The sequence below is a fragment of the Rhizobium sp. BK591 genome (genome assembly GCF_014195045.1).
Taxonomy (GTDB): domain Bacteria; phylum Pseudomonadota; class Alphaproteobacteria; order Rhizobiales; family Rhizobiaceae; genus Rhizobium; species Rhizobium anhuiense.
This window is the reverse complement of sequence record NZ_JACIAZ010000003.1, coordinates 723805-742429: the sequence shown is the minus strand read 5'-3', so window position 1 is coordinate 742429 and position 18625 is coordinate 723805. Positions and strand designations below refer to the sequence as shown.

Sequence of the window (18625 nt, the reverse complement as noted above, 5' to 3'; positions counted from 1 at the left end):
CAAAGCAATTAACGAGCGCGAGCATGAACTGGAACACTGAGCCAATGCCCGAAGGCCTCACCTCACCGGCCAGTTAACCACACAATTGCCGCCGTGCCGAACTTTGTGAGGATGAAGGTGAGCGCTGAGGCTCCTATTCCGACGATCCCGAGAGCGCCGAGCCCCATGAGCTTCCACCGGCGGACGTCATCTGTCACCGGCCGCATTTCCGAGATATCTTCTTGCACGGCCGAAACGGTTCCCTCGACCTTGCCGACCCGGTCGACGAGCAAATCAAGCCGGCCGTGCATCTGCGATCGGCTGTTGTCGGATTTGATTTCCGATTGCCGAAAGGCGTCCCGGAGATTGCGAACCTCTGCGAGGAGCTCCCCCATCTGCTGATGCAGCCGCGGGTCGAAGTCAGATGTGTTCATGCAGGTGCCTCTAGATTATAAATTTCGCTTTTTCGGATTGTGAGATGCCGGCCACGATTCGGTCGATCATCGCGCCCCAAGGATGGACGCCATCCGTACTGACGCCGGGGCGAACCACAGAGCCGACCGGCAGAACGATGGCCGTGGACCCTTGATAAGTGATGGTGTTGCCGGAGATGCTGGCAATTGTCTGCGTGCTGAGACGCGCAATGCCGTCGGGGCCGGAATAGATGTTCAGGCTCTGCTCCGGTCGAAAGAGGCTCGCATCCGCCACGACGATCTGGTTGTAGGTCGCGACGCCATCGGTTCCCGCTTGCTGCGTCAGCGTTGTGCTTGCCAATTCCAGCATGCCAGGCCAGACACCCCCACGCGAAGGCGATACCCACGCCGCATAGGTGTCGATCGCGTCGTCGCAACATGAGGAGGTTTTCGCCAGGATATCGTCACGCAGACGCCATTTTCCCGAGGCGTCGGTTCCATCAGAGGGCCACGTATTGTTGGCGGAGAAGCTCTGATATTCCGCCCTCAGATAGAGGTCGCCCGCTGTGATCGTGCCCGTTGCCGGCGAAGTTCCCGACCCGGGGAAATTGTAGGTGAAGGTCGTCGGCCCGGTGACGGTGATCACTACGTTGCCATTGTATTCAGTCTGCGTCGCGCCGGAAATCGAAACCGTCTGCCCCGTGACCAACCCGTTGATGCCGGAGGCAATCGTCGCCGTGACGACGGTACCGACCGAGGTCAAGGTGACCGTGCGGGTATTTGCAGTGCGGCCGATCGGCGGGAAGGCGACGATCTTGACGCCGGCATATTCAGCACGGATACGAGTGACCAAGCTGCGATAGTTGGTATTGAACCACGTGTTGTAGGACGTCGACGTGTCGTTCTGGCCTAGCTGGTTTGCAACAACGGTAAACGGCCATTTGTTGCTGTTGAAGGCCACGATTTCCCGCATGATATCGCGGCGCCTGGTCGCGATCGAGGAGCCGGTGCCAGTATATTCACGGACCGATCCCGCTCCCGGCATGCCTATCAACAGATGCGGAATACGGCCGACCCCGCCCTTCTTGTCCAGCCAGCGCCGGAACCAGCCGAGATTGCCGCGCGCATCGGCGGCAGCCGAAAATTCCTGTCGAGCCTCACCGATACTGTCTACGAAGCCGAGCACCACCGGCCGGCCATCCCAATCACCTTTGGCGACCATGAAATCCGGGCCGTAATATTGCGGCTGCGCCTGCTGCCCATAGCTGGTGTCGAGCGCTGCGGTGCTGTCCGCAAGCGGAGTGTCCTTGAAGGCGAGCAGCGTGGGAAGATCGCTGGCGCCCCATACGCGTTCGCCCCGCTCTTTCTGGATACGATAGACGGGCCATATCTTCTCGCCGACGGCGGTATGATAGAACAGCCACAACTCGATCGCGCTCTCGGCAGCCACATCGGGGACTGTCAGTTCATCCGTCCATGCGCCGTTGGTCTGGTCAGCGACCGTGACCGTATTCGATGCACTGAACTGCAGCTGGTAGAAGAGGCCGCCGACCCGCATATAGAAGCCGTCCACAACCACGGAATTTCCGGGCGCCCCGATGGTGCCAGTGACGACGGTTTCCTGCGGCGAGTTTCCGCCTTCCGTCGATGCGAAGCCCGAGAGGTGAAAGCGAAAGGTCCGCGTCTTATACTGAGGCGTGTTGACGATGATCTTGCTGCACACATAGTTCGTGCCAGATGCTGCCGTCAGCGTAGCGGAGCCCGACGGCATGCGATTGCGGGTCGCGAAAAACATGTAGCGATCGGGGTCGACCGGAGGTCGGGTGCCACCACCAGCACCGACAAGCGCCACGCGCTGCGTTCCGAGAGCCAACGCCATTATACAGCCCCCGTTACGAACCAAGATCCATCGTCAAGCGTGGCGAGCGTCGCCAGGCCATTCTGGGAAATTGTTGTGCCGCCGAGATGCGTTCCACTCAAGCTAGCACCGCCAGCTCCAAGAGGCGTGATCGAAACCAGGATCCCAGCCGACAAAGTCGGGAGCGTGATGGTGACGGTCGAGGCATTGGTGAGCAAGATCCATGCCCCGCGGTGCTCATCGGTAAGCGTCAGGGCGGTGCCTGATACTCGGATGAACCGCGGCATGAAGATGGTGTCGTAGAGCGAACGCAGCTGCTGCCCATCGAGAGCTGGAGAGCTGCAGAGTTGCTGCAATTGAGCGAAGGATAGGGCGGCCACTGGCGTTGCTCCGAATTGGATCGATCAGATGGAGTTCCACGCCAGCCAGATGAGACCAGCCAGCGTGGAGGTTGACGTCAGGAAGACGAAGAGGCAAAAGCGCGTGGTCACGTGCCGATCGGCTTCTTCGCCTTGAACCGGCCGTAGAGCGCGACGAGCGGCCCAACCAACGCGAATCCGGCCATCACAGCGGTCAGCACCTGCCCCTGCATGTCGCTTGGGAAGGCAATGCCGAATGCGCCGAGAACCGCAGCGACGAGCGCGATGACGGAACCCCAGAAGACGCGGGACTGATAGAACGGCTCGGAGTTCGTCGAATGCATCACAGCATCGATGACTGGCCCGAGCGCGTTGACGATCGCCGGGACTGCGGAGAGATCGGCTTTGACGTCTGGTCTGGCCACAGTGGCCGCCACAGCGGCGGCGACCTGGGTCTTGACCTGTTCCTTGGTGTCGGCCATCGGCGTCACTCCGAGGTCACTGGGGGCTGTGGCGATACCGAAGCCACCGGCGGCGCTGCCGGCGTCGAGACGGCTGGTGCCGCCGTCGGCTGGATCAGCTTTTTTTTTGAAGCTAGATAATTGGCGACGGCGGTCTGATAGACGGCGTCGATCTCATCGCTCAGGCTCTCGAGCGTGGCGATCTGCTCATCGGTCAAGGCGCCGCTGTTCTGCAGCGCCGTGATGATCGCTTTCACCGAATTGATGATCGGCGTGCTGAGATTGACCACGAGCGGCACGATCTGGACCAGCGCCGCGATGATCTGGTTGACGGCGTTGTTGTTCGACCCGATCTGGGAAAGCAGGCTCTGGATGAGCTGCAGGACGGTAAGGACGAGGGCTTCCATGGCTATCGATCTCCGGTTACTGGCGCTTGTCGATGGATGCGAGGAGGGTCCGGAGCGTCGATGTGGCCGTCACCAGGCTGGAATAGAGCCCCTTGTCGCCCAGCGCGCCTGGGTGCTCCTTCAGGAAGGTCACCAGCGTCTTCTTCGCGGTGATGCCCTTGTCCATGGTCGGGATGATCTGGTCCTGAATGACCTCGTCATTGCAGCCGACCGGCGTCGGGTTCGCCGTGCAGTAGGTGATGTAGCCCGTGGCCGCCGTCTCGACGACATTGAAGGCGTTGACCGCCACATAGACGGACTTTGCCGGGACGGTGGACGTGGTGACGGCGTTATAGGCCGTCTTGATGTTGGCGCATGAGCCGAGCGCGAGGCACAGGGCTGCGGCGGCGAAACCGATGGATCGCATGACGAATTTCCTCTGATTGGGTGGAGGTCCGGATAGGTCTGTGGCTGCGCTAGAGCAGCCCTTGCACAGTGGCGCGCATCTTGTCGCCGCAGGCCTTGGCGCCGACGATCTTAGGATCGAATGGGAGGCGGGAGACGTCCCATTTTCCGTTTTGCTGTATCCCGAGGGTTTTCTGAACCTCGGCATGGCTGAGGATGGTCTTGTCCGTCACCGGGATCTCGTAGAAGTTCGCCAGGTGCGCGATCACCTCCATTGCCCGGTTCCACTGCGTTTCCGTCATCGGGAATTTGCCGGCGCTGAACGGGCTCTCGATCGCGCCGGCCATGCAGGCCATCGAAACGCCGATCGATCCGGTGTTGCAGTTCTTGGTGTGAGCCGCATAGTCGCCATCGGCCGTGCCAACGTTGTCGGCGATGGTGTGGTTTCCCTGGACGACGTTCCCATCACTCTCGACGATGATGTGATAGTGCTGCTTGTCGAGATCCGAGGCTTTCCAGCCGCCCGCGGACCAATGGAGGATGATACGACTCATTCTGACCGGCTGGAGCCAGTCCAGCGGAAGATGGTATTTCATGGCAATTTTCCTCAAATGGAAAGCGCCCTGACAGGACGCATGGTTCATCCCGGCTTAGGATGAACCGTCAGGGGATGGTGTCGAAGCCTCTGGCCTTGATCCGACCTTTGATGGTCCAGACGGGGTCGTTGTTGGACGGGTCGATCGTTACCTCGCCAACGGTCTGGCTGCCGATGCGAAATCGGATGCCGCCTATGGCGGCACCGTTGTAGTAGACATAGCCAAACTCTGCCCAACTATCCTTGATGCCCTCTCGGGCGCAGAAAATGCCGGAAGTCGGATGCGTGATCGGATTGATGTTGCACACATCCTGCCACGCATAGCCGCTGTCGGAGTTGGGCAATGCCCCCTCGCCCGGGACGACGTCCCAGGCCATATTCTTGCCAGCCACATTCGGCGATACGACGCCGACCGCCGCGAAGGAAACATCGGTGCGGTTGGCGATGTTGAATGTCGTCGCCACGAACTGCGCAAAGGCAGGGGAAACCTGCTGAGCGACCAATGCCCACAACACGAGTGCTGTGACGGCGAGGAATGCGTTGAAAAACTTGCGCATGGTGCGTCCTCAGTAGCGTGTCGAGACCGACAGGTTGTAATAATTGGCATCGGCAAACGTGTTTGCGTTCGTGCCGTCGCCCTGCTCAAGCGCATTGATTGAATGATAGCCAATCACCGGGCCAAGGTTGTAATTCAGCGACAGCATGTTCACCCAGGAATTGGTGAAGGTAGCCGCCGCTGTCTGTGTCAAGGCGAGCGTCGATGTATTCGATGCGGTCACGTCGAGGCCTATCGCGATCAGCAGCCCGGCATTCGATGCGGCAATGCCGGTACGCGCGCCCATGACGGCAGTTACACTGTCTTCGGCAAGACCTGAGACAAGAGTGACCGCACACGCGGTGCTATTCAGATATTGCCGCATGGTCGCGGACGTATAGGTATGCGATGCACCGCTTGCCAGATTTACCGCTTGGATTGGAACGCGGTTGTACATATTCCAGATCGGCAGATTCGTGACGCCGCATGCCGCAGCCGTCGCGGTCGGAAGAAACGAAACCGTCGCAGCCCCCGCATCGGTTCGAATGGTCCCCATGTACGTGCCGAACGCAGCGGCTGGCCCGTTGGTGATCGATGTCGAATTGGTGAGGATGCCGCCATTTGCTCTGGAGATCGCGAGGGAGCGGGTCGTAGCATTGGTCCACGCCGGTCCGCGGGTCACGCGGCATGTCCCGCTGTCGTTCCATGCGAACAAATCGTAGTTGGACGCGGCAACGGCCGCTGCCGGCGACTTGGTGGTGTCACTCAGCAACTGTGAAGTTTCGGCGCAATGCGTCGGCAGGAACTGAGAACCGTTCCAGAGCAGCAGCACATCGCTCTCATAGGGCGTCGAGTAGATCGTGTTGGCCGATGACACCGAACCGGAGAGCACGGGAACGCCCGTCGATATCGTGAGGCGATGTCCCATGATACCGGTCGAGGAGATCGACGCCCATGACGGATTTGCGCCGACGCCGTTCGATTGCAGAAAGTTCCCAGCAGACGGCGCGAGAGATGTCCAGCCGCTGGTCCCCCGGTAGGCAACCGATCCCCATGTCGATCCGAGTTGAGAATCGAACAGCGACGTCAGCGTATTGTCGGCAGGAACGGCAGATCCGCCGGTCATGTTGCTCTTGACAGTCAATGTGGCCATGTTGGCCAGCATCGAGTTCGCAACCTGGCTGCTCCCGATCGTCAGCGCTGGGTACGTCCCAGTGATTACGCCGCCCGTCACGACGCCAGAATTCGGCAATTGCGCCGCGGCGAGCGTGCCGGAATTGACCTGCGAAGCAGAAATGCTCTTGTTCGTCAAAGTCTGCGTGTCGGTCGTCCCGACAATGGCCCCGGAAGGTAGGGCCTTCCCGCTGTCGGAAAGAGCGGTGCCGAGGGTATTCGAAAAGATGGCGATGTCGCCGATAACAGATGATCCCGGGCCGGCGATCGTTCCGGCCCCGATCGGGCCGAAGGTCGTTCCACCGGCCTGATAGTAGAGCCCCAGCCCAGTCAGCCACAAGTCGCCGTTGGTCGGTACGTTCGGGGCGATGCCAGGGAGGACCTGCAGCCCCGCCTGTGTCGCTGTGGAGGGCGCGGTACGCAACCTTCCGGTCATCGTGCCGCCGGCCTGGTTCAGGGGTGTGAAGCCCAGGACGTCCTGTTTGGCGGCGAAATAGCTGTTCCACTGCCCAGCGGTCGGCACCTGCCCATAGGTCAGCCCGGGGGACGATTGGGCAAACGCCAAGGAGCTTAGAACCAGCCCGGCAAGAAGTGAGGCCAGAAATTTGATCATGATGATGGTTGCCTTCTTATCCTGATCAGGAGATCGGCGTGATGGAGAGAGAGACCGAGGTTGCCGAAGCAGCCGTAAAGCCGGTTGCAGCGGAGATGGTCGTCGCAATCGTGATCAGGTCTCCTGCCACGACAGATGCAATGACGGTGCTCGACATCGGAAAAGAAACCGGAGACGCCTGATTCGATTGGCTTGTTATGTGGCTTCCGATGATGGCCGAGGCATTCTTTCGAGTTTCGAGAATGCCGGATGTGCCGGGAGAACCGGTAAAGGTCAGACCTTCCACGATTGCGGCGGAGATGGCATAAACACCCGCGCGGGTGAACGTGAAAACAGAGGTCGTGTAAGTACCGAAGCTGGTCGATCCGCCCGCCGTGGCGAAAAGCACCGTCGTTGGATTATTGTTTGCCAACGACTGGGTATTTCCATTCGTCGAAGAGAACAGTGTCGCCGATATCGTGTTTCCGCCGATCACTCTGACGGATGTGCCGTCGTAGAGCATGGTCAGGAAATCGCCGGCCTGCCAAAAGCCAGGAATGATCGGCGACCCGGATTGGTCAACGATGGTCTTTACACCGAGACCGTTGAGATTGATCGTCGCCGCACCAACGGCAGCATTCGCTGTTTTGACAACGAATTCCATGCCCGTGACATAAGCGGTCGGCGCTGGGGCAAGCGTTGCGACCAGAGCTGTTGCCGTCCCGGTATCTGGGGCATAGGTATAGCTGTTGTTGAGGATGGCGGAAGATGTCCCGATGACAAGCCATCCGGCACCGGCGGAATTCGGATTGCTCGTGTTGTCATCAACGATGCTCAGGTAGACGACGCCAGCGGCCGTTCCGGCAAGCAAAGTCCCCTTGGGATAACCACCGATCGCGGTCGAGAACGCGGAATCGTATTGCGCCAGGCCGCCGGCATTCTGCCAACGCGTCCATTGCGTGACCTGGTTGAGGATCCCGTTCATGTCCTGTCCGAATGGAGGGACACCGCCGGAGCCGACCGGGAGGAAGTTGAGCGGCGGGAATCCGTCCGTCAGAGACGCTGCGCCATTGGTTATCCCGATCTGCGATGCGACGGGAACCTGACGGATATAACCGCCCCCGGCGCTGTCTGCGAACGGAATCGGAAAAGTCTCCGATGGGATATCGGATGCTTTCATAGAGGTGATCCTTGATTTTAGAGGATGACGACGGACGCCGCGACGCCGGTCGGCTTCGGCAGGGCACCGGAATTCTGGACTATGGCGAGCTCCACTGGCGAAAGCTGGAACTCGAAGACATATGACATGGTCATGGTGGCTATCGTCGCGCCGCTATAGAACGCGGCCTGATTGAAGCCCTGAGCGTTTACCGATTCCGCAAATCCGAACCAATCGCCGGATTGAGCTCCTTCAGCGACATAGCAATTTCCACGGTGAGGAAAGAGCGTCATGAGGATGCGGTTGATGGCCGGGATCGATCCATCGGTGATGTTTGCCGCCGCCTTGGCGTAGATCAGGGTGCGGTATGCCTCGTCCGACAGACGATAGTTGCTGGTCAGAGGCGCCCCGCTGTAGAACGACCCCTGCCCGAACGTGTAAGCCCCTGGCGTTGCTTCATCGAAGCCGAACCAGAATACGTCCTGCACCTGGAGAATGCGATTTACACCTACGATGCGGCCCCAGACGTCAAGGCCATATCCTTCGGCGGTCGCGACGTTCATGATGTAATCATAGAACGTGTCGAGGTTGACGGTCTGGTCGAGATAGGCGTCGATGTTCAGGATCAGCGTCGTCAGGATCGGCGAATTCGCATATTGCGAAATCACCGTCTGCCAGACATCAAACCCAGGCTGCGTCCCAATCGGGCTGACACCGATCTCGAACTGGCCAATGCCGTTCGGGATACCAGCCGGGGGGCGAGGATAAGGCGGTCCTGTGTCGACCATTAGCTCAACGTCACTACGATGTTGTTGGCGGATACCGTCGGCACCTGATCGATACGGACGGCGATTTCAAAAAGATTGGCGGTGGCCGACTTCATGGGTTCTGACCCCACTGTCTGGCTTTCGGAGACGGTGTAGGTCCCGGTGCCGCCACTGCCGGTGCCGAGCGCCGTGATCGTCGTTCCGACCGAAAGGTTGCCGGTCGTATCGGAGATCGTCTGCCCTACGGCCAGTGTTCCCGAGGCAATCGCGGAAACCGTCAGCGTCGTTCCTGCAATAGCCCCGGTGAATGCTGCCGAAGCGTTGTTCACCGAACCGATCTTGATCGAGACAATTTGCGCCCATGACCCTAGAGCGGCAACGGGGGCATAGAACCGGCTTGCCAGCAATGTGCCGCCAATCTTCGCGCGCGGGCCGCCATCGCCGCCGGCGAATGCGCTGATGATGGCGTTCTGGATCTGCGTGGCGGCATCGGCCGGGACCAGTGTCGAATTGACAATTTCGACCGCGAAGAGGATTGGCAGCGCGTCGGGTATCTCAAATGACACAGAATAGGCCGGATACGGCGGGACGTAGCCCTCGCTGGTGTCGTACACCGTCACCGTCGTGTTGCCATTGTACGCGCATCCTGGGGCTTTTTTGGACCATATGGCTTTTGCCACGTCCTCAGCCGCGCCCCCGACCACTGCGACATAAAGGGAATTAGGATAGAGCGAGACGCCGCCGATGGTTTGCGGAGCGTTGGTGTCGTTCTCTGTCACGAAGGCATCAATGACATTTTCCACGTCCAGGACGGCACCCAGCACGGATGGAAGCGAGCCGATCGAGTTCAGCGCCACCGAAGCGGCGCGCCGTGCCTCGAAGGCGGCCCGGCTTTCGACATTGTTGCCCAGCACCCCATCAGCGGGATTGGTGATGGCGTCCCAGCCGGGAATGCTGCGATAGATCTGGTTCAGCGTTCCCTCGGCGCACGGGATCGGGCCAGGAACCGCGCACTCGAAGGTGAGCGTGATGTTGCCGGTCGCCGGGATGGTGCCGGCCTCGGTGCACATATACTGGTTGCCGTCCTCGGCAATCGCCAGCGCTCCGACCGGGATGGAAACGCCTTCAAGGCCGGTGCACAGTGCCTGCACCACTGTCGGCTGGGCAGGATTGCGCTCGATAAAATAGATCCGCGCCAGCGCGTCCTGATAGCGGCCCTCGGCATAGGCGGGGTCGAACTGCTGGGTCAGAAACAGGAACGTCTGGTTGACGTTGTCGACGACCGCCGCCTCGCTCGAGGCCAACTGTCCCTGCGGCGTATTCAACGCCGGGTTCAAGGCGCCGCCGAACGCGCCATTTATGTCTTCCGTGACGCCTGTCAGCACCTCTGTCGCCGACGGGATGAGGAACCCGTTCGGCCCGAAGGTCGGAGTTGGTACCGAGGTTGCCATATTGTTTTAGAACCCTGCCGCGGACACTTCGCCGCTGTCGTTTTGGATCTGGACCTGGCCGCTGACCGTGCGATCGGACCACGAGATGATGAAGGACTGGGCCTTTTCCACCCCCGGCACCGAAAGTGCCTCGGAATTGAAATAGGCCTTCATCAGCGAGATCGGCGGCGCATAGCCGAGGATCTGCGAGAAGTACGGAATCCCGAGCGTCGTGTCGTAATAGACTTCGGCCTCGAATGTCCTGATCGCGCTCGCAGCGTCCTGAGCCTGGGCATAGGGCTCCGTCGCAACGGCGATATTGCCGGCGATGTCGACTGTCAGATCCCATGAAACGGTATCGAGCAAAAGCGTTGAAGCCATGTCTTACGTCCCCGGATCTGGCGGCGGACCGCCTGCATGTCGATGGTGCTGCAGCGTCACGCTGTCAGAAGTTCCGACGCCGGCGGTGACCCCGCCCGGTGTCCCGATATTCCCATTCCTGTCGATCAGAACGCCGTTCAACGTGATCCCGGCCGAGCTCGTGACGATGGTGTTGCCAAATTCATCGGCGATCGAGATACCAGGACCGTTGAAATTGATATAGCGGTTCGGCGTGGCCGGGTTGAGCATCGCCCCGTGATAGACGCCGTCGGCCAGATTATGGTGCCGGAACGACCCCGGGTTGGACTGCGCGCCGTCGTTGGAGCGCAGCGCCGAGGTATCCCGATCGCTGATGACGATATGGCCGACGTCGCCGACAACCGGGTCATTGATGACCGCAGCGTTTCCGCCCTGATTGCGCGACACCGGCAACCCATAGATGACACCGTGCGGGGTCTGGTTCCCCTGCCCGTCGATCTGGGTGACCATGGGCTGCACGTCGACCGTCGGCGCCGCCCCTACCCCGCCACCATGGACTCCGACGATCTTGACCGGAACCGCCGTCCTTGTCTCCCGCAGCTCCTGCTGGATCATGAACCGGATGGTGTTGTAGAGATCGTTACCATCGGTTATGCCGCGCTGGCCGAAAAATCCTTCCGTCATGGCGTCGTCGGACCTATCTGAACCGCTTCCATCATCATCTCCCAGCGGCCGTTCGGGATCATCGATTCCAGGTGATATTCCAGCCGGTTGACCTTCCATTTTCCGTTTGCCGGGGTCAGGTCGCTTTTCACCTCGATCGCGCCCAGATATTTGACGGATGGATTGAACAGGGCGCGGATCAGCACATTCGCCTGGTTGAAAGCTGGATAGCCGATCATTCCCGTCTGCGGCGACATCAGTACCGCCTCGCCTTCCCTCGCCTTATCGGGGGGCACGATCGCCATGACGTTGCGGTCGACGATCATGTCAATGCCGGCATGCTTGGCGATGGTGATCGCCTGCTTCCATGCCGTCCCGGCGTAATAGGGGTTGGCAAGCTTCAGATTGACCCCGGCGTTTTCGAAGCCGTATCCCATTTGCGATGCGAGCCCCTGCATCATGCCGGCGACATCGGCCGAACCCCTGATGCTCAGCGGCGTGGCGGGCTTGATCGCCTCGAAGGCACCCGGCGCCGCCATGACCCGGAAACAGACCTGCGGCATAGCCTGTGCATCGACGAAGGCCGAAAAGATCTCGCCGCCGAAGACCAGCGTCATGCCGCACGCGTCACCGGCCTCGACCGTTACCGAGTTCTTGTACATCTTGTAGGCTTGCGTGCCGACCGTGCTCAACTGGTTCATCATCGACAGCGGCAGGCCAAAGATGGCCATTTCCATGTTGCTGTTCGACGCACCGCCGGTGTTGGTGATGTGGCAGGATACCCTGGCGCCAGTGATAGTCGCCGTGTTGTTCTTGCCGCTCCCGAACGATCCGTTCGCCAGATTGAATTGGACGTTAATTAGTTTTTGCGAAAATGCCATTCAGCGCGCTCCGCTCATCTTGCGGCAGCGATGGAAAGGGCGCACATTCTCGCCATGATTGCTGTGCCCTTTCTCATTCTGCTGATCGCGATCCTCTTTCCGAGGTTCACCCGGTTCGTGTTCACGCTGTTCGCCTTCGGCGCCCTGTTCGTAGTGGCCTCGTGCATCGACCACGCCAAGGCCGCAGAGCCCAGCGAGACCATGATGAAAAACGCCATCTCGTTTGCCAACTGCACCAGAGGCAACGCCATGTCGGAACCGGACAAGCTGCGTCAGATCAAGATGCTTGGCGGCGATGCCGTCGGCGCTCTGGTCATGAGCTGTGACGTCCTCGTCGGTACCTATGTTCACTCTTGCCAAGCATCCGGATACGCCGAAGACCACTGCTATGGCGATCTGCGCGTGATCGCGGACGATATGCTGGAGCAGAACGTCCCCTGATCATCAACCTTCGGCCAATTCCTCAGGCGTCAGATAGGCGAGACTGAAGCGTCCATCCAATCCGGTATAGACCGGATCTTCATCGCCATCCTCGTTATCGACAAAGGCTAGATCGCCCTGGAAGTCGAGATAGGCCGATCGGACGATCCGGTTGTTCGTCTGCGCGATCACCCCGCCGATGATCAGCACGTCGCTGACATAGAGATCAACGAAGAGCCCGCCGACGGTCTGGTAGACGTTGATCTGGCAGACCTGCTCATTGAGCGTGACGGTGACGGCCTGGTTCGGGATTGCCTGAAGCGGGATAATCTGCATCGCTACGCCGCCAGCCTCCCGCCCGATGATCTGATGGAACCCGCCTTGGCTTCCTGCAAGGAGCTGGCGCTTGTTGCCTGAACCGTGCCGCCATTCACCTGTGACGCCGATGTCGGGCTCTGTGTCGCGGACATGGCCGCCCCGACGGTCTCGCGCACCTCAAGCGTCCAGACATCCACGACGATTAGGCCCGCTCCATTGTTGGCAGACCGGCTGTAATCGTAGTGGGTGATATTGACCGACGGATAGATCGCGTCAGGGGTCACCACGGTGTAGAGGTTCAGGTCGCCGGCCACTGCCGCGATCGATGCCAGAAACGCCTGTCGATTGGCCTCCGAGCCGCCGGCGCTGAACCGGAAGCGGGCATCGAAGGGGATCTGGACCTTGTCATAACTCTGGAATGCCCCGCGCTCGACCGGAAAGTCCGAAATCGACCATTGCTGGCGATAATCGAACGAGGCGACGTTGTCGCAGAGGATGATCGGGGCACCTCCGAGATAAATCCCCCACGGCTGCTGGAGCAGTGCGCCGCCGAAAATACCCAAGGCATCGGACGTGAGATAGCTCAGGATCTGCCGCGCGCCGGAAGCAAACAGGACCGACGGCACCCCCGGAACATTGGGAACGTTGACCGGGAATGCCATTATTGAGGTCCTGAGTTTGCCGTTGCCGCCAGCGTCGAGCGGAACAGGCTATCGGTGATCGACGCGGCTATGCCCTTCGAGTCGGTCGCTTGAGTGTTCACGTTCAACTGATTGATGTGCATAGAGTTTGAGTTGCTCGACGTTGTCACGCTGTGGTCGTTCTGTATGCTCGACAATGCCGACCCGGCCAGGACCGAACTGACATACTTGTCGATTCCGCGCATGCCGCCCATCGTTCGACCGGTGAAATTGTCCCGGCCGGTGAGAGCGTTATAGCCCTCGGCACGCTCGAACATGCTGGCACCGACCGCCCCATCTTCCGCCGTCTTGGCGTTACGAAGCCGCCGACCGGCCTTGATCTCGCTTCCCTGCAACTCCTCGATGATGTGGCTGAGTTGGAGGTCGTAGTCCTTCCACGAAATGCCCTTCTCGGCCGACATTTGCATGAGGCGCTTCTTGCGAGACCCGAGCATCTGCGCGATCCCGGTGGCACCGATGGAGTTGACGGACGAAGGGCCGCCGCTCGCTTCGACATTAATCCAGCGCGAGATAAGAGCCTTGGCCCCCTGATCGGAAAGGCCAGCCTCTTTCGTCAGCCGTTCATAGGCGTGCTGCTGGCGCTCTTTGGTCCACCATCCCCGTTCCCCGGCAGATGCGCCTGTAGGCGCCAATGGCGACGTTGAATCATTGGTACTTGCGCCGCCACCGCCGCCGAACCATGACTTCACGGCGTTGCCGACGCTGCTCCAGAACCCGCCACCGCCTGACGGCCTGTCGGATATCGTGACGGGCAGAGGGTTGGCTTTCGACACGGGGCGACCATCGACGGTGCCGTTCAGGAAATCGTTCAGGCTGCCTTCACGACCAATTCTGTCAGCATCGCGATCATCCGGACTCCCGGACGAATTCATCGGCGCACCCCGCCGATACCATGCGTCCTTATCGGCGGCATTTATCTTGTCTTGGCTCGGACCTGGTGCTCCGTCAGTCAGCATATATGCGGCGCCGGCTACGGCAAAAGCCTTGCCAAACAGTGACAGTAGACCAGCGCCTGCACCAGATGCGGCCGCTCCACCGCCAGTGGCCGCCCTGAGGTTTGCAATAACGCCCAGCGCCTTGCTTCCTGCCCACAGTCCGAACAGCAGTTCCGTCGCCGTGGTGATGCCGCCGATCGCTTCAGCGACCTTCGATGCCTCATCCCCGAACGCCTTCAGGCCCTGGCCGATTGCGTTCCAGTCGACGCTCTTCAGATAATCGGCGAAGTCACCGACGGCCTTGACGATGCCGCTCTTCAACCAATCCTGATTGGCGGTGATCCAGTCCGTCATCTGCTTCAGCAGCTTCGACAGTTCCGGCCCGAGCGTCGAGAGGACGGTGTTGGCGAGCGACACAGCGGTCTGCTGCAGCGTCTTCCATTGTTCCTGAAGCTGCTGTGCCGCTTTGATGGCGTCGTTCGATGGCGACAGCTTCTTGAGCTCGTCGACGTAGGCACCGATCGCATCGCCATATTTGATCATGACGTTGGCGGTTGAATCGTCGATGCCCATGCCCTGGGCGAGGAAATGCGCCTGAGCCGGGTCGATGGCATTCATTGCCTTCAGCGCCGCCGCGGTATCGCGGAGGAACCGGTCGACGCCGTGATCAGTGTCGATGCGGCGACCGGTCAGCGCCTGCAACTGCGAGAACTCGCGCGGCAGCATCTGGCCATTGCGATGCAGATCGTAAAGCGCCTTGCCGATCCGCTCGAATGTTGCCGCCGTCGCATCGGCCGAACCGCCCATGCGCTCCGCAGCCGCGCCCCATGCTGACAGGGTCTGCGGCGAGGTGTTCAGGTTGTGCGAGAACCGGCCCAGTGCGGCATCGGCCGTGGTGAGTTGGCCGACGAATTCCTTGATGCCGCGAGCCCCGAGGAACACGGCATAGAGGCTCAGAACCTCGCGCGTGACCTTGGTGATGGCGTCCGCCGTCTTCTTGGCGGACGTCTCGATCGCCTTGCCGGACTTTTCGGCCTCTTCCCTGGTCTTGAGGAAGGCGTTGGCTGCCTCCTTCTGCCCCTTGTTGAACTGCGTCGGGTCGAGCCCGAGCGTCACGATAAGGGAGTCGACGACGGTTGCCATCATGAACCCTTTCGTTTGGCTGCTTCGCGCAACAGGTTGGAATTATGGGAGTCGACCGTCGCCACCTCGAGGATGTCGTACAGATCCTCAACCGAAAGGAACTCGCTCAAGTCCCTGAGGGCTACCGTTTTGTCTTTTGCGATCGAGAGAACCGCACCGATGGTTCGGGGAAGGTTGGGGTATTCGAGGAGCTGGATGCTGGCGCCGGTCCCGATGAAGTCGTGTTCGATGGGGCGGCGGTCTGCGAAAAACCCACATGCAGAAGCACGACCTCCCGCCGCAGCCTGAAGCGCGTGCCGATCTCCTCGATGTCGTCGTCCTGGATGATCGGACGCATGATCGAGGGGTTGCCGGCATCCGGCTTGATGCTGATGCAGCCCATCATGTCGTCGAGGAGCGGCTCTATATCCTCGAAGTTCGCTGCCATCAGGGCATTGAACCCCATAAGAGCGATACCGGCCATGCCCATCTGCGGGTCGATCGTGCCGATATCGACGCCGGCCTTGGCCGCCAGGCTGATGACACGGATCGCCCACTTCTCAGCCTGGGCCGCAGGCATCTCGCGGATATGGAACGTCTTGCCCTTGTCACGACCCTCGTCGGTGATCGTGATATCCAGTTCTTTACGAGCCACGCTCTATCTCCTCAAACCGGGTTAGCGACGATGCTTTCCCAGACGATGATGTAGCTCCGGGGTTGCAGGATCTGCCCGGCGGCCGGTGCCGGCGGATAGCTGGTCAGGGCGCCATTGTTGCAGACATACGAGCGATTGACAGAGGTCAGCAGCGTCTCGCCGTTGCAGCGCAGCGTGTCGCGATTGGTCCGCATCGTGGACGCCCAGATTTCGAAGATCTGGTTCGATGCAGAGTCCGCCTGGAGCGTGAACGTCTGGCTGACGGCATTGAAGACGAAGCCGGCCGAGAGTTTGCCATCCACACCCATCAGGGTCTGGTTGATCTCGACGGCCTGCATTTCGTAGATGTTTTGCGCGGAAAATCCCTGCAACTGGACCGGCGTGTTGAACAGCCCCGGAACGGTAAGCGTGATGACCGCATTCGCCGCAGTGAGCGATGCCATGTGATGATCTCCTAAATTTCCGAGGTGGGTTTACTGGACGAGGACGCTGTTCAGGACGATCTTCTGCACGCTTTGGCCGTCCATGTACCAGAAATTGCACGGCGGCGACTGGCGTGCCTGCCGGACCTGCGGAGAGGCATCAACGACCTGAAGATACCAGCCCTGCAGATAGAGCGTGTCGCTCGCCTTGTTGTTGCTCGCCGTGGTTCCGGCAGCCGTGTTGATCTGAGCTGCTTGGAGGGAAGAAAGCGTCACGCCAGCGCGGATCGAACCGAAGTTCAGGCCGGCATTGATCGGGTCGGCACAGGCCGCTTTGATCAGCGCATAGCCCGCCGTGTTGTACGGAACCGAATTGACGTTCTGAAGGAGCTCCATCAGCGCCAGTTGCAGGGCATTGTTCAGCTGGATCTGGTTGATATAGCTGTCGAGCCACTGGAACTCGCCGGAGACCAGACCGGGCTGGAACTCGACGAACGACTGATTGGCCGTCGCGAAGGCGGCGTAGCAGTTATACCCGTTCGCCACGAGGTTTTCATAGACTGTCGCGTTGGTGACGCCGGCCGTCAGCCCATCCTGGCCTCTGAAGGCGAAGGTGATGCGGCCGTTCGTGGCTTCGAAGTTGATCGAGGCCGCCGTGCCGCAGACGAAGGCCGCGATCAGCGGGCCGTTCGTTGGATCATAGACTGGGCACGTGCCATTGAACTCCGCCGTCCTGACGATGTTGCCGAAGCTCGAGGTCGCGTTGTTGCTGAGCGTCGGTGTGACATCAGCGTCCCAAGCGACATAGCACCAGCGCTTGTTCTGGTCATTGGTCCAGTCGGCGAATTCCTGCTTCTGTTCGCTGCCCGAGCCGCTGTCCGGATCGAAGATGGTCATGAACGTCGCCCAGTTCTGGCTGATCTGGGTGATATCGGTCATGAATGCCGAGGGCGTCGATGCGACCGCACCCTGAGACAGGACCGCGCCCTGAGCCTGGGTGAGATAGATCGGGGCGGCAATGGTGCCGGTGGCGAAGGCGATCGACGATGCCGAACCACGGATGCCGGACGTGACGACGAAGCCGCCGGAGACCGAGTCGAAGGAGACGTCGAGCGCCGTGCCCTTGGTCGTCAGCGCGCCGCTGACAACGGTCTGCGTCAGGTTGACGTAATAGGTCCCGGTCAAGCCGGTGCCCGTGCCGAGTCCGGTAATGATCGTGCCGGCCGCCGTCGTGCCGCCGGTGACGGTCTGGCCGATCGAGAGCGTGCCGGTGGAAACGGCCGTGACGGTGAGCGTGCCGTAGGATGCGGTGATCGTCTCGCTCGGCACGACCTGGGTGGCGGATACCGCATAAGTGCCCACGCCGCCGGTTGTTCCGGACAACTGCGCGTCGATCTGGGTTCCTGCCGTCACGCCGGTACCGGCGATGATGGCGCCTGGCACCAGCGTTCCGGAGGAGACGGCCGTGACGTACATCACGTTGCCCGAGATCGATGCTGTGACCGAAGCGGTACCGGGGGCGATCGAGCCGGTGACCGAAGCCGCCGTCGGCAGTGTCGTGTTCAGCGCGGTCTTGATCAGCGCTGCCGCAGCGGAATAGCTCGTTGCCGCCGCAAGGTTCACGCTGGCCGCGGTATAGGTGTAGCCGTCCACCACGATGGTCAGGGAGCCGCTGAGGCCCTGCAACTGAGGAATCGTCAACTGGCTCACCGGGCCGCCGCGCAGATAGGCCGCGACTGATGCGGCGTTATACTGCGTGAACAGGATGTCCGAGGGCTTCTGCGTCGAGCCGTTGAAGCCGTTGAAATAGACGTCCGCGATCTCGACCTCAGCGGCCGACGGGCCGAAGTAATCCGAGATGGATACGCCATCATTCGGGAACGACAGGATCTGGCCGGCCGGGACGCGGGTGTTCTGCGTCAAAACGAGGCCGTTGAGGACCAGCGCATTGCCGCCGGCATTGAGAACGTTCGGCAATACGTTCACGAGTAGCGAGGCTGGGATCGTAGCCATCTACCATTCCTTTCGAGGGTGTT

Annotated in this window: 22 protein-coding genes; 1 reads left to right on the top strand and 21 read right to left on the bottom strand. The window is 60.5% G+C overall.

Annotated elements, in window-relative coordinates:
* Positions 1-62: 62 nt before the first annotated feature.
* The 15 genes from FHX10_RS16950 to FHX10_RS16880 form a co-directional block, all read right to left on the bottom strand.
* Positions 63-413, bottom strand: coding sequence for a DUF1515 family protein (locus FHX10_RS16950; RefSeq protein WP_184389864.1), 351 nt, complete (start codon positions 411-413; stop codon positions 63-65).
* 10 nt (positions 414-423) lie between these two features.
* Positions 424-2271: a hypothetical protein gene (locus FHX10_RS16945; RefSeq protein WP_184389862.1), complete on the bottom strand. Its 1848-nt coding sequence runs from the start codon at positions 2269-2271 to the stop codon at positions 424-426.
* Complete coding sequence (locus FHX10_RS16940; RefSeq protein WP_184389859.1) at positions 2271-2630, bottom strand: hypothetical protein; 360 nt, start codon at positions 2628-2630, stop codon at positions 2271-2273. The genes FHX10_RS16945 and FHX10_RS16940 overlap by 1 nt, the downstream gene beginning before the upstream one ends.
* 107 nt (positions 2631-2737) lie before the next feature.
* Complete coding sequence (locus FHX10_RS16935) at positions 2738-3091, bottom strand: hypothetical protein (protein ID WP_184389857.1); 354 nt, start codon at positions 3089-3091, stop codon at positions 2738-2740.
* 5 nt (positions 3092-3096) lie between these two features.
* A complete protein-coding gene (locus FHX10_RS16930; protein WP_184389855.1) occupies positions 3097-3477 on the bottom strand; it encodes a hypothetical protein in 381 nt (126 codons plus the stop codon).
* 16 nt (positions 3478-3493) lie between these two features.
* A complete protein-coding gene (locus FHX10_RS16925) occupies positions 3494-3883 on the bottom strand; it encodes a hypothetical protein (protein WP_184389852.1) in 390 nt (129 codons plus the stop codon).
* A 49-nt stretch (positions 3884-3932) separates the two neighbouring features.
* Positions 3933-4457: an N-acetylmuramoyl-L-alanine amidase gene (locus FHX10_RS16920; protein WP_184389850.1), complete on the bottom strand. Its 525-nt coding sequence runs from the start codon at positions 4455-4457 to the stop codon at positions 3933-3935.
* 67 nt (positions 4458-4524) lie between these two features.
* A complete protein-coding gene (locus FHX10_RS16915; protein ID WP_184390023.1) occupies positions 4525-5013 on the bottom strand; it encodes a hypothetical protein in 489 nt (162 codons plus the stop codon).
* Between the two features lie 9 nt (positions 5014-5022).
* The gene (locus FHX10_RS16910; protein WP_184389849.1) at positions 5023-6777 is read right to left on the bottom strand and encodes a hypothetical protein; all 1755 of its coding nucleotides are present in this window, start codon (positions 6775-6777) and stop codon (positions 5023-5025) included.
* A 25-nt stretch (positions 6778-6802) separates the two neighbouring features.
* On the bottom strand, positions 6803-7936 hold the full coding sequence (locus FHX10_RS16905; protein ID WP_184389847.1) for a hypothetical protein: 1134 nt from the start codon (positions 7934-7936) through the stop codon (positions 6803-6805).
* 17 nt (positions 7937-7953) lie between these two features.
* Entirely contained in the window at positions 7954-8703 is a 750-nt protein-coding gene (locus tag FHX10_RS16900; RefSeq protein ID WP_184389844.1) for a DUF2612 domain-containing protein, read from the bottom strand.
* Positions 8703-10067 carry a baseplate J/gp47 family protein gene (locus FHX10_RS16895; RefSeq protein WP_312862863.1) on the bottom strand — a complete coding sequence of 455 codons (1365 nt, stop codon included), beginning with the start codon at positions 10065-10067 and terminating at the stop codon, positions 8703-8705. Before FHX10_RS16895 ends, FHX10_RS16900 begins: the two co-directional genes overlap by 1 nt.
* A gap of 72 nt (positions 10068-10139) precedes the next feature.
* Positions 10140-10493, bottom strand: coding sequence for a hypothetical protein (locus FHX10_RS16890; RefSeq protein WP_184389839.1), 354 nt, complete (start codon positions 10491-10493; stop codon positions 10140-10142).
* A 3-nt stretch (positions 10494-10496) separates the two neighbouring features.
* Positions 10497-11156 (bottom strand): Gp138 family membrane-puncturing spike protein, encoded by a 660-nt coding sequence (locus tag FHX10_RS16885; RefSeq protein ID WP_184389836.1) that lies wholly within the window; start codon positions 11154-11156, stop codon positions 10497-10499.
* Positions 11153-12016, bottom strand: a complete 864-nt coding sequence (locus FHX10_RS16880; RefSeq protein WP_184389834.1) for a baseplate hub protein — start codon at positions 12014-12016, stop codon at positions 11153-11155. The genes FHX10_RS16885 and FHX10_RS16880 overlap by 4 nt, the downstream gene beginning before the upstream one ends.
* Before the next feature lie 30 nt (positions 12017-12046).
* Here FHX10_RS16880 and FHX10_RS16875 point away from each other — a divergent pair, with 30 nt between their 5' ends.
* Positions 12047-12457 (top strand): hypothetical protein, encoded by a 411-nt coding sequence (locus FHX10_RS16875; RefSeq protein ID WP_184389832.1) that lies wholly within the window; start codon positions 12047-12049, stop codon positions 12455-12457.
* A gap of 3 nt (positions 12458-12460) precedes the next feature.
* On the opposite strand, the gene FHX10_RS16870 is transcribed toward FHX10_RS16875, so the two are convergent.
* The 6 genes from FHX10_RS16870 to FHX10_RS16845 form a co-directional block, all read right to left on the bottom strand.
* Positions 12461-12772: a phage baseplate plug protein gene (locus FHX10_RS16870; RefSeq protein WP_184389830.1), complete on the bottom strand. Its 312-nt coding sequence runs from the start codon at positions 12770-12772 to the stop codon at positions 12461-12463.
* A 2-nt stretch (positions 12773-12774) separates the two neighbouring features.
* Positions 12775-13416, bottom strand: coding sequence for a hypothetical protein (locus tag FHX10_RS16865; RefSeq protein ID WP_184389828.1), 642 nt, complete (start codon positions 13414-13416; stop codon positions 12775-12777).
* Positions 13416-15536, bottom strand: a complete 2121-nt coding sequence (locus FHX10_RS16860) for a phage tail tip lysozyme (protein ID WP_184389826.1) — start codon at positions 15534-15536, stop codon at positions 13416-13418. The genes FHX10_RS16865 and FHX10_RS16860 overlap by 1 nt, the downstream gene beginning before the upstream one ends.
* A 118-nt stretch (positions 15537-15654) precedes the next feature.
* A complete protein-coding gene (locus FHX10_RS16855; RefSeq protein WP_184389823.1) occupies positions 15655-16167 on the bottom strand; it encodes a hypothetical protein in 513 nt (170 codons plus the stop codon).
* Between the two features lie 11 nt (positions 16168-16178).
* Positions 16179-16610, bottom strand: coding sequence for a phage tail fiber protein (locus tag FHX10_RS16850; protein ID WP_184389821.1), 432 nt, complete (start codon positions 16608-16610; stop codon positions 16179-16181).
* A 30-nt stretch (positions 16611-16640) separates the two neighbouring features.
* Complete coding sequence (locus FHX10_RS16845) at positions 16641-18602, bottom strand: DUF3383 family protein (RefSeq protein ID WP_184389818.1); 1962 nt, start codon at positions 18600-18602, stop codon at positions 16641-16643.
* Between the last annotated feature and the right edge of the window lie 23 nt (positions 18603-18625).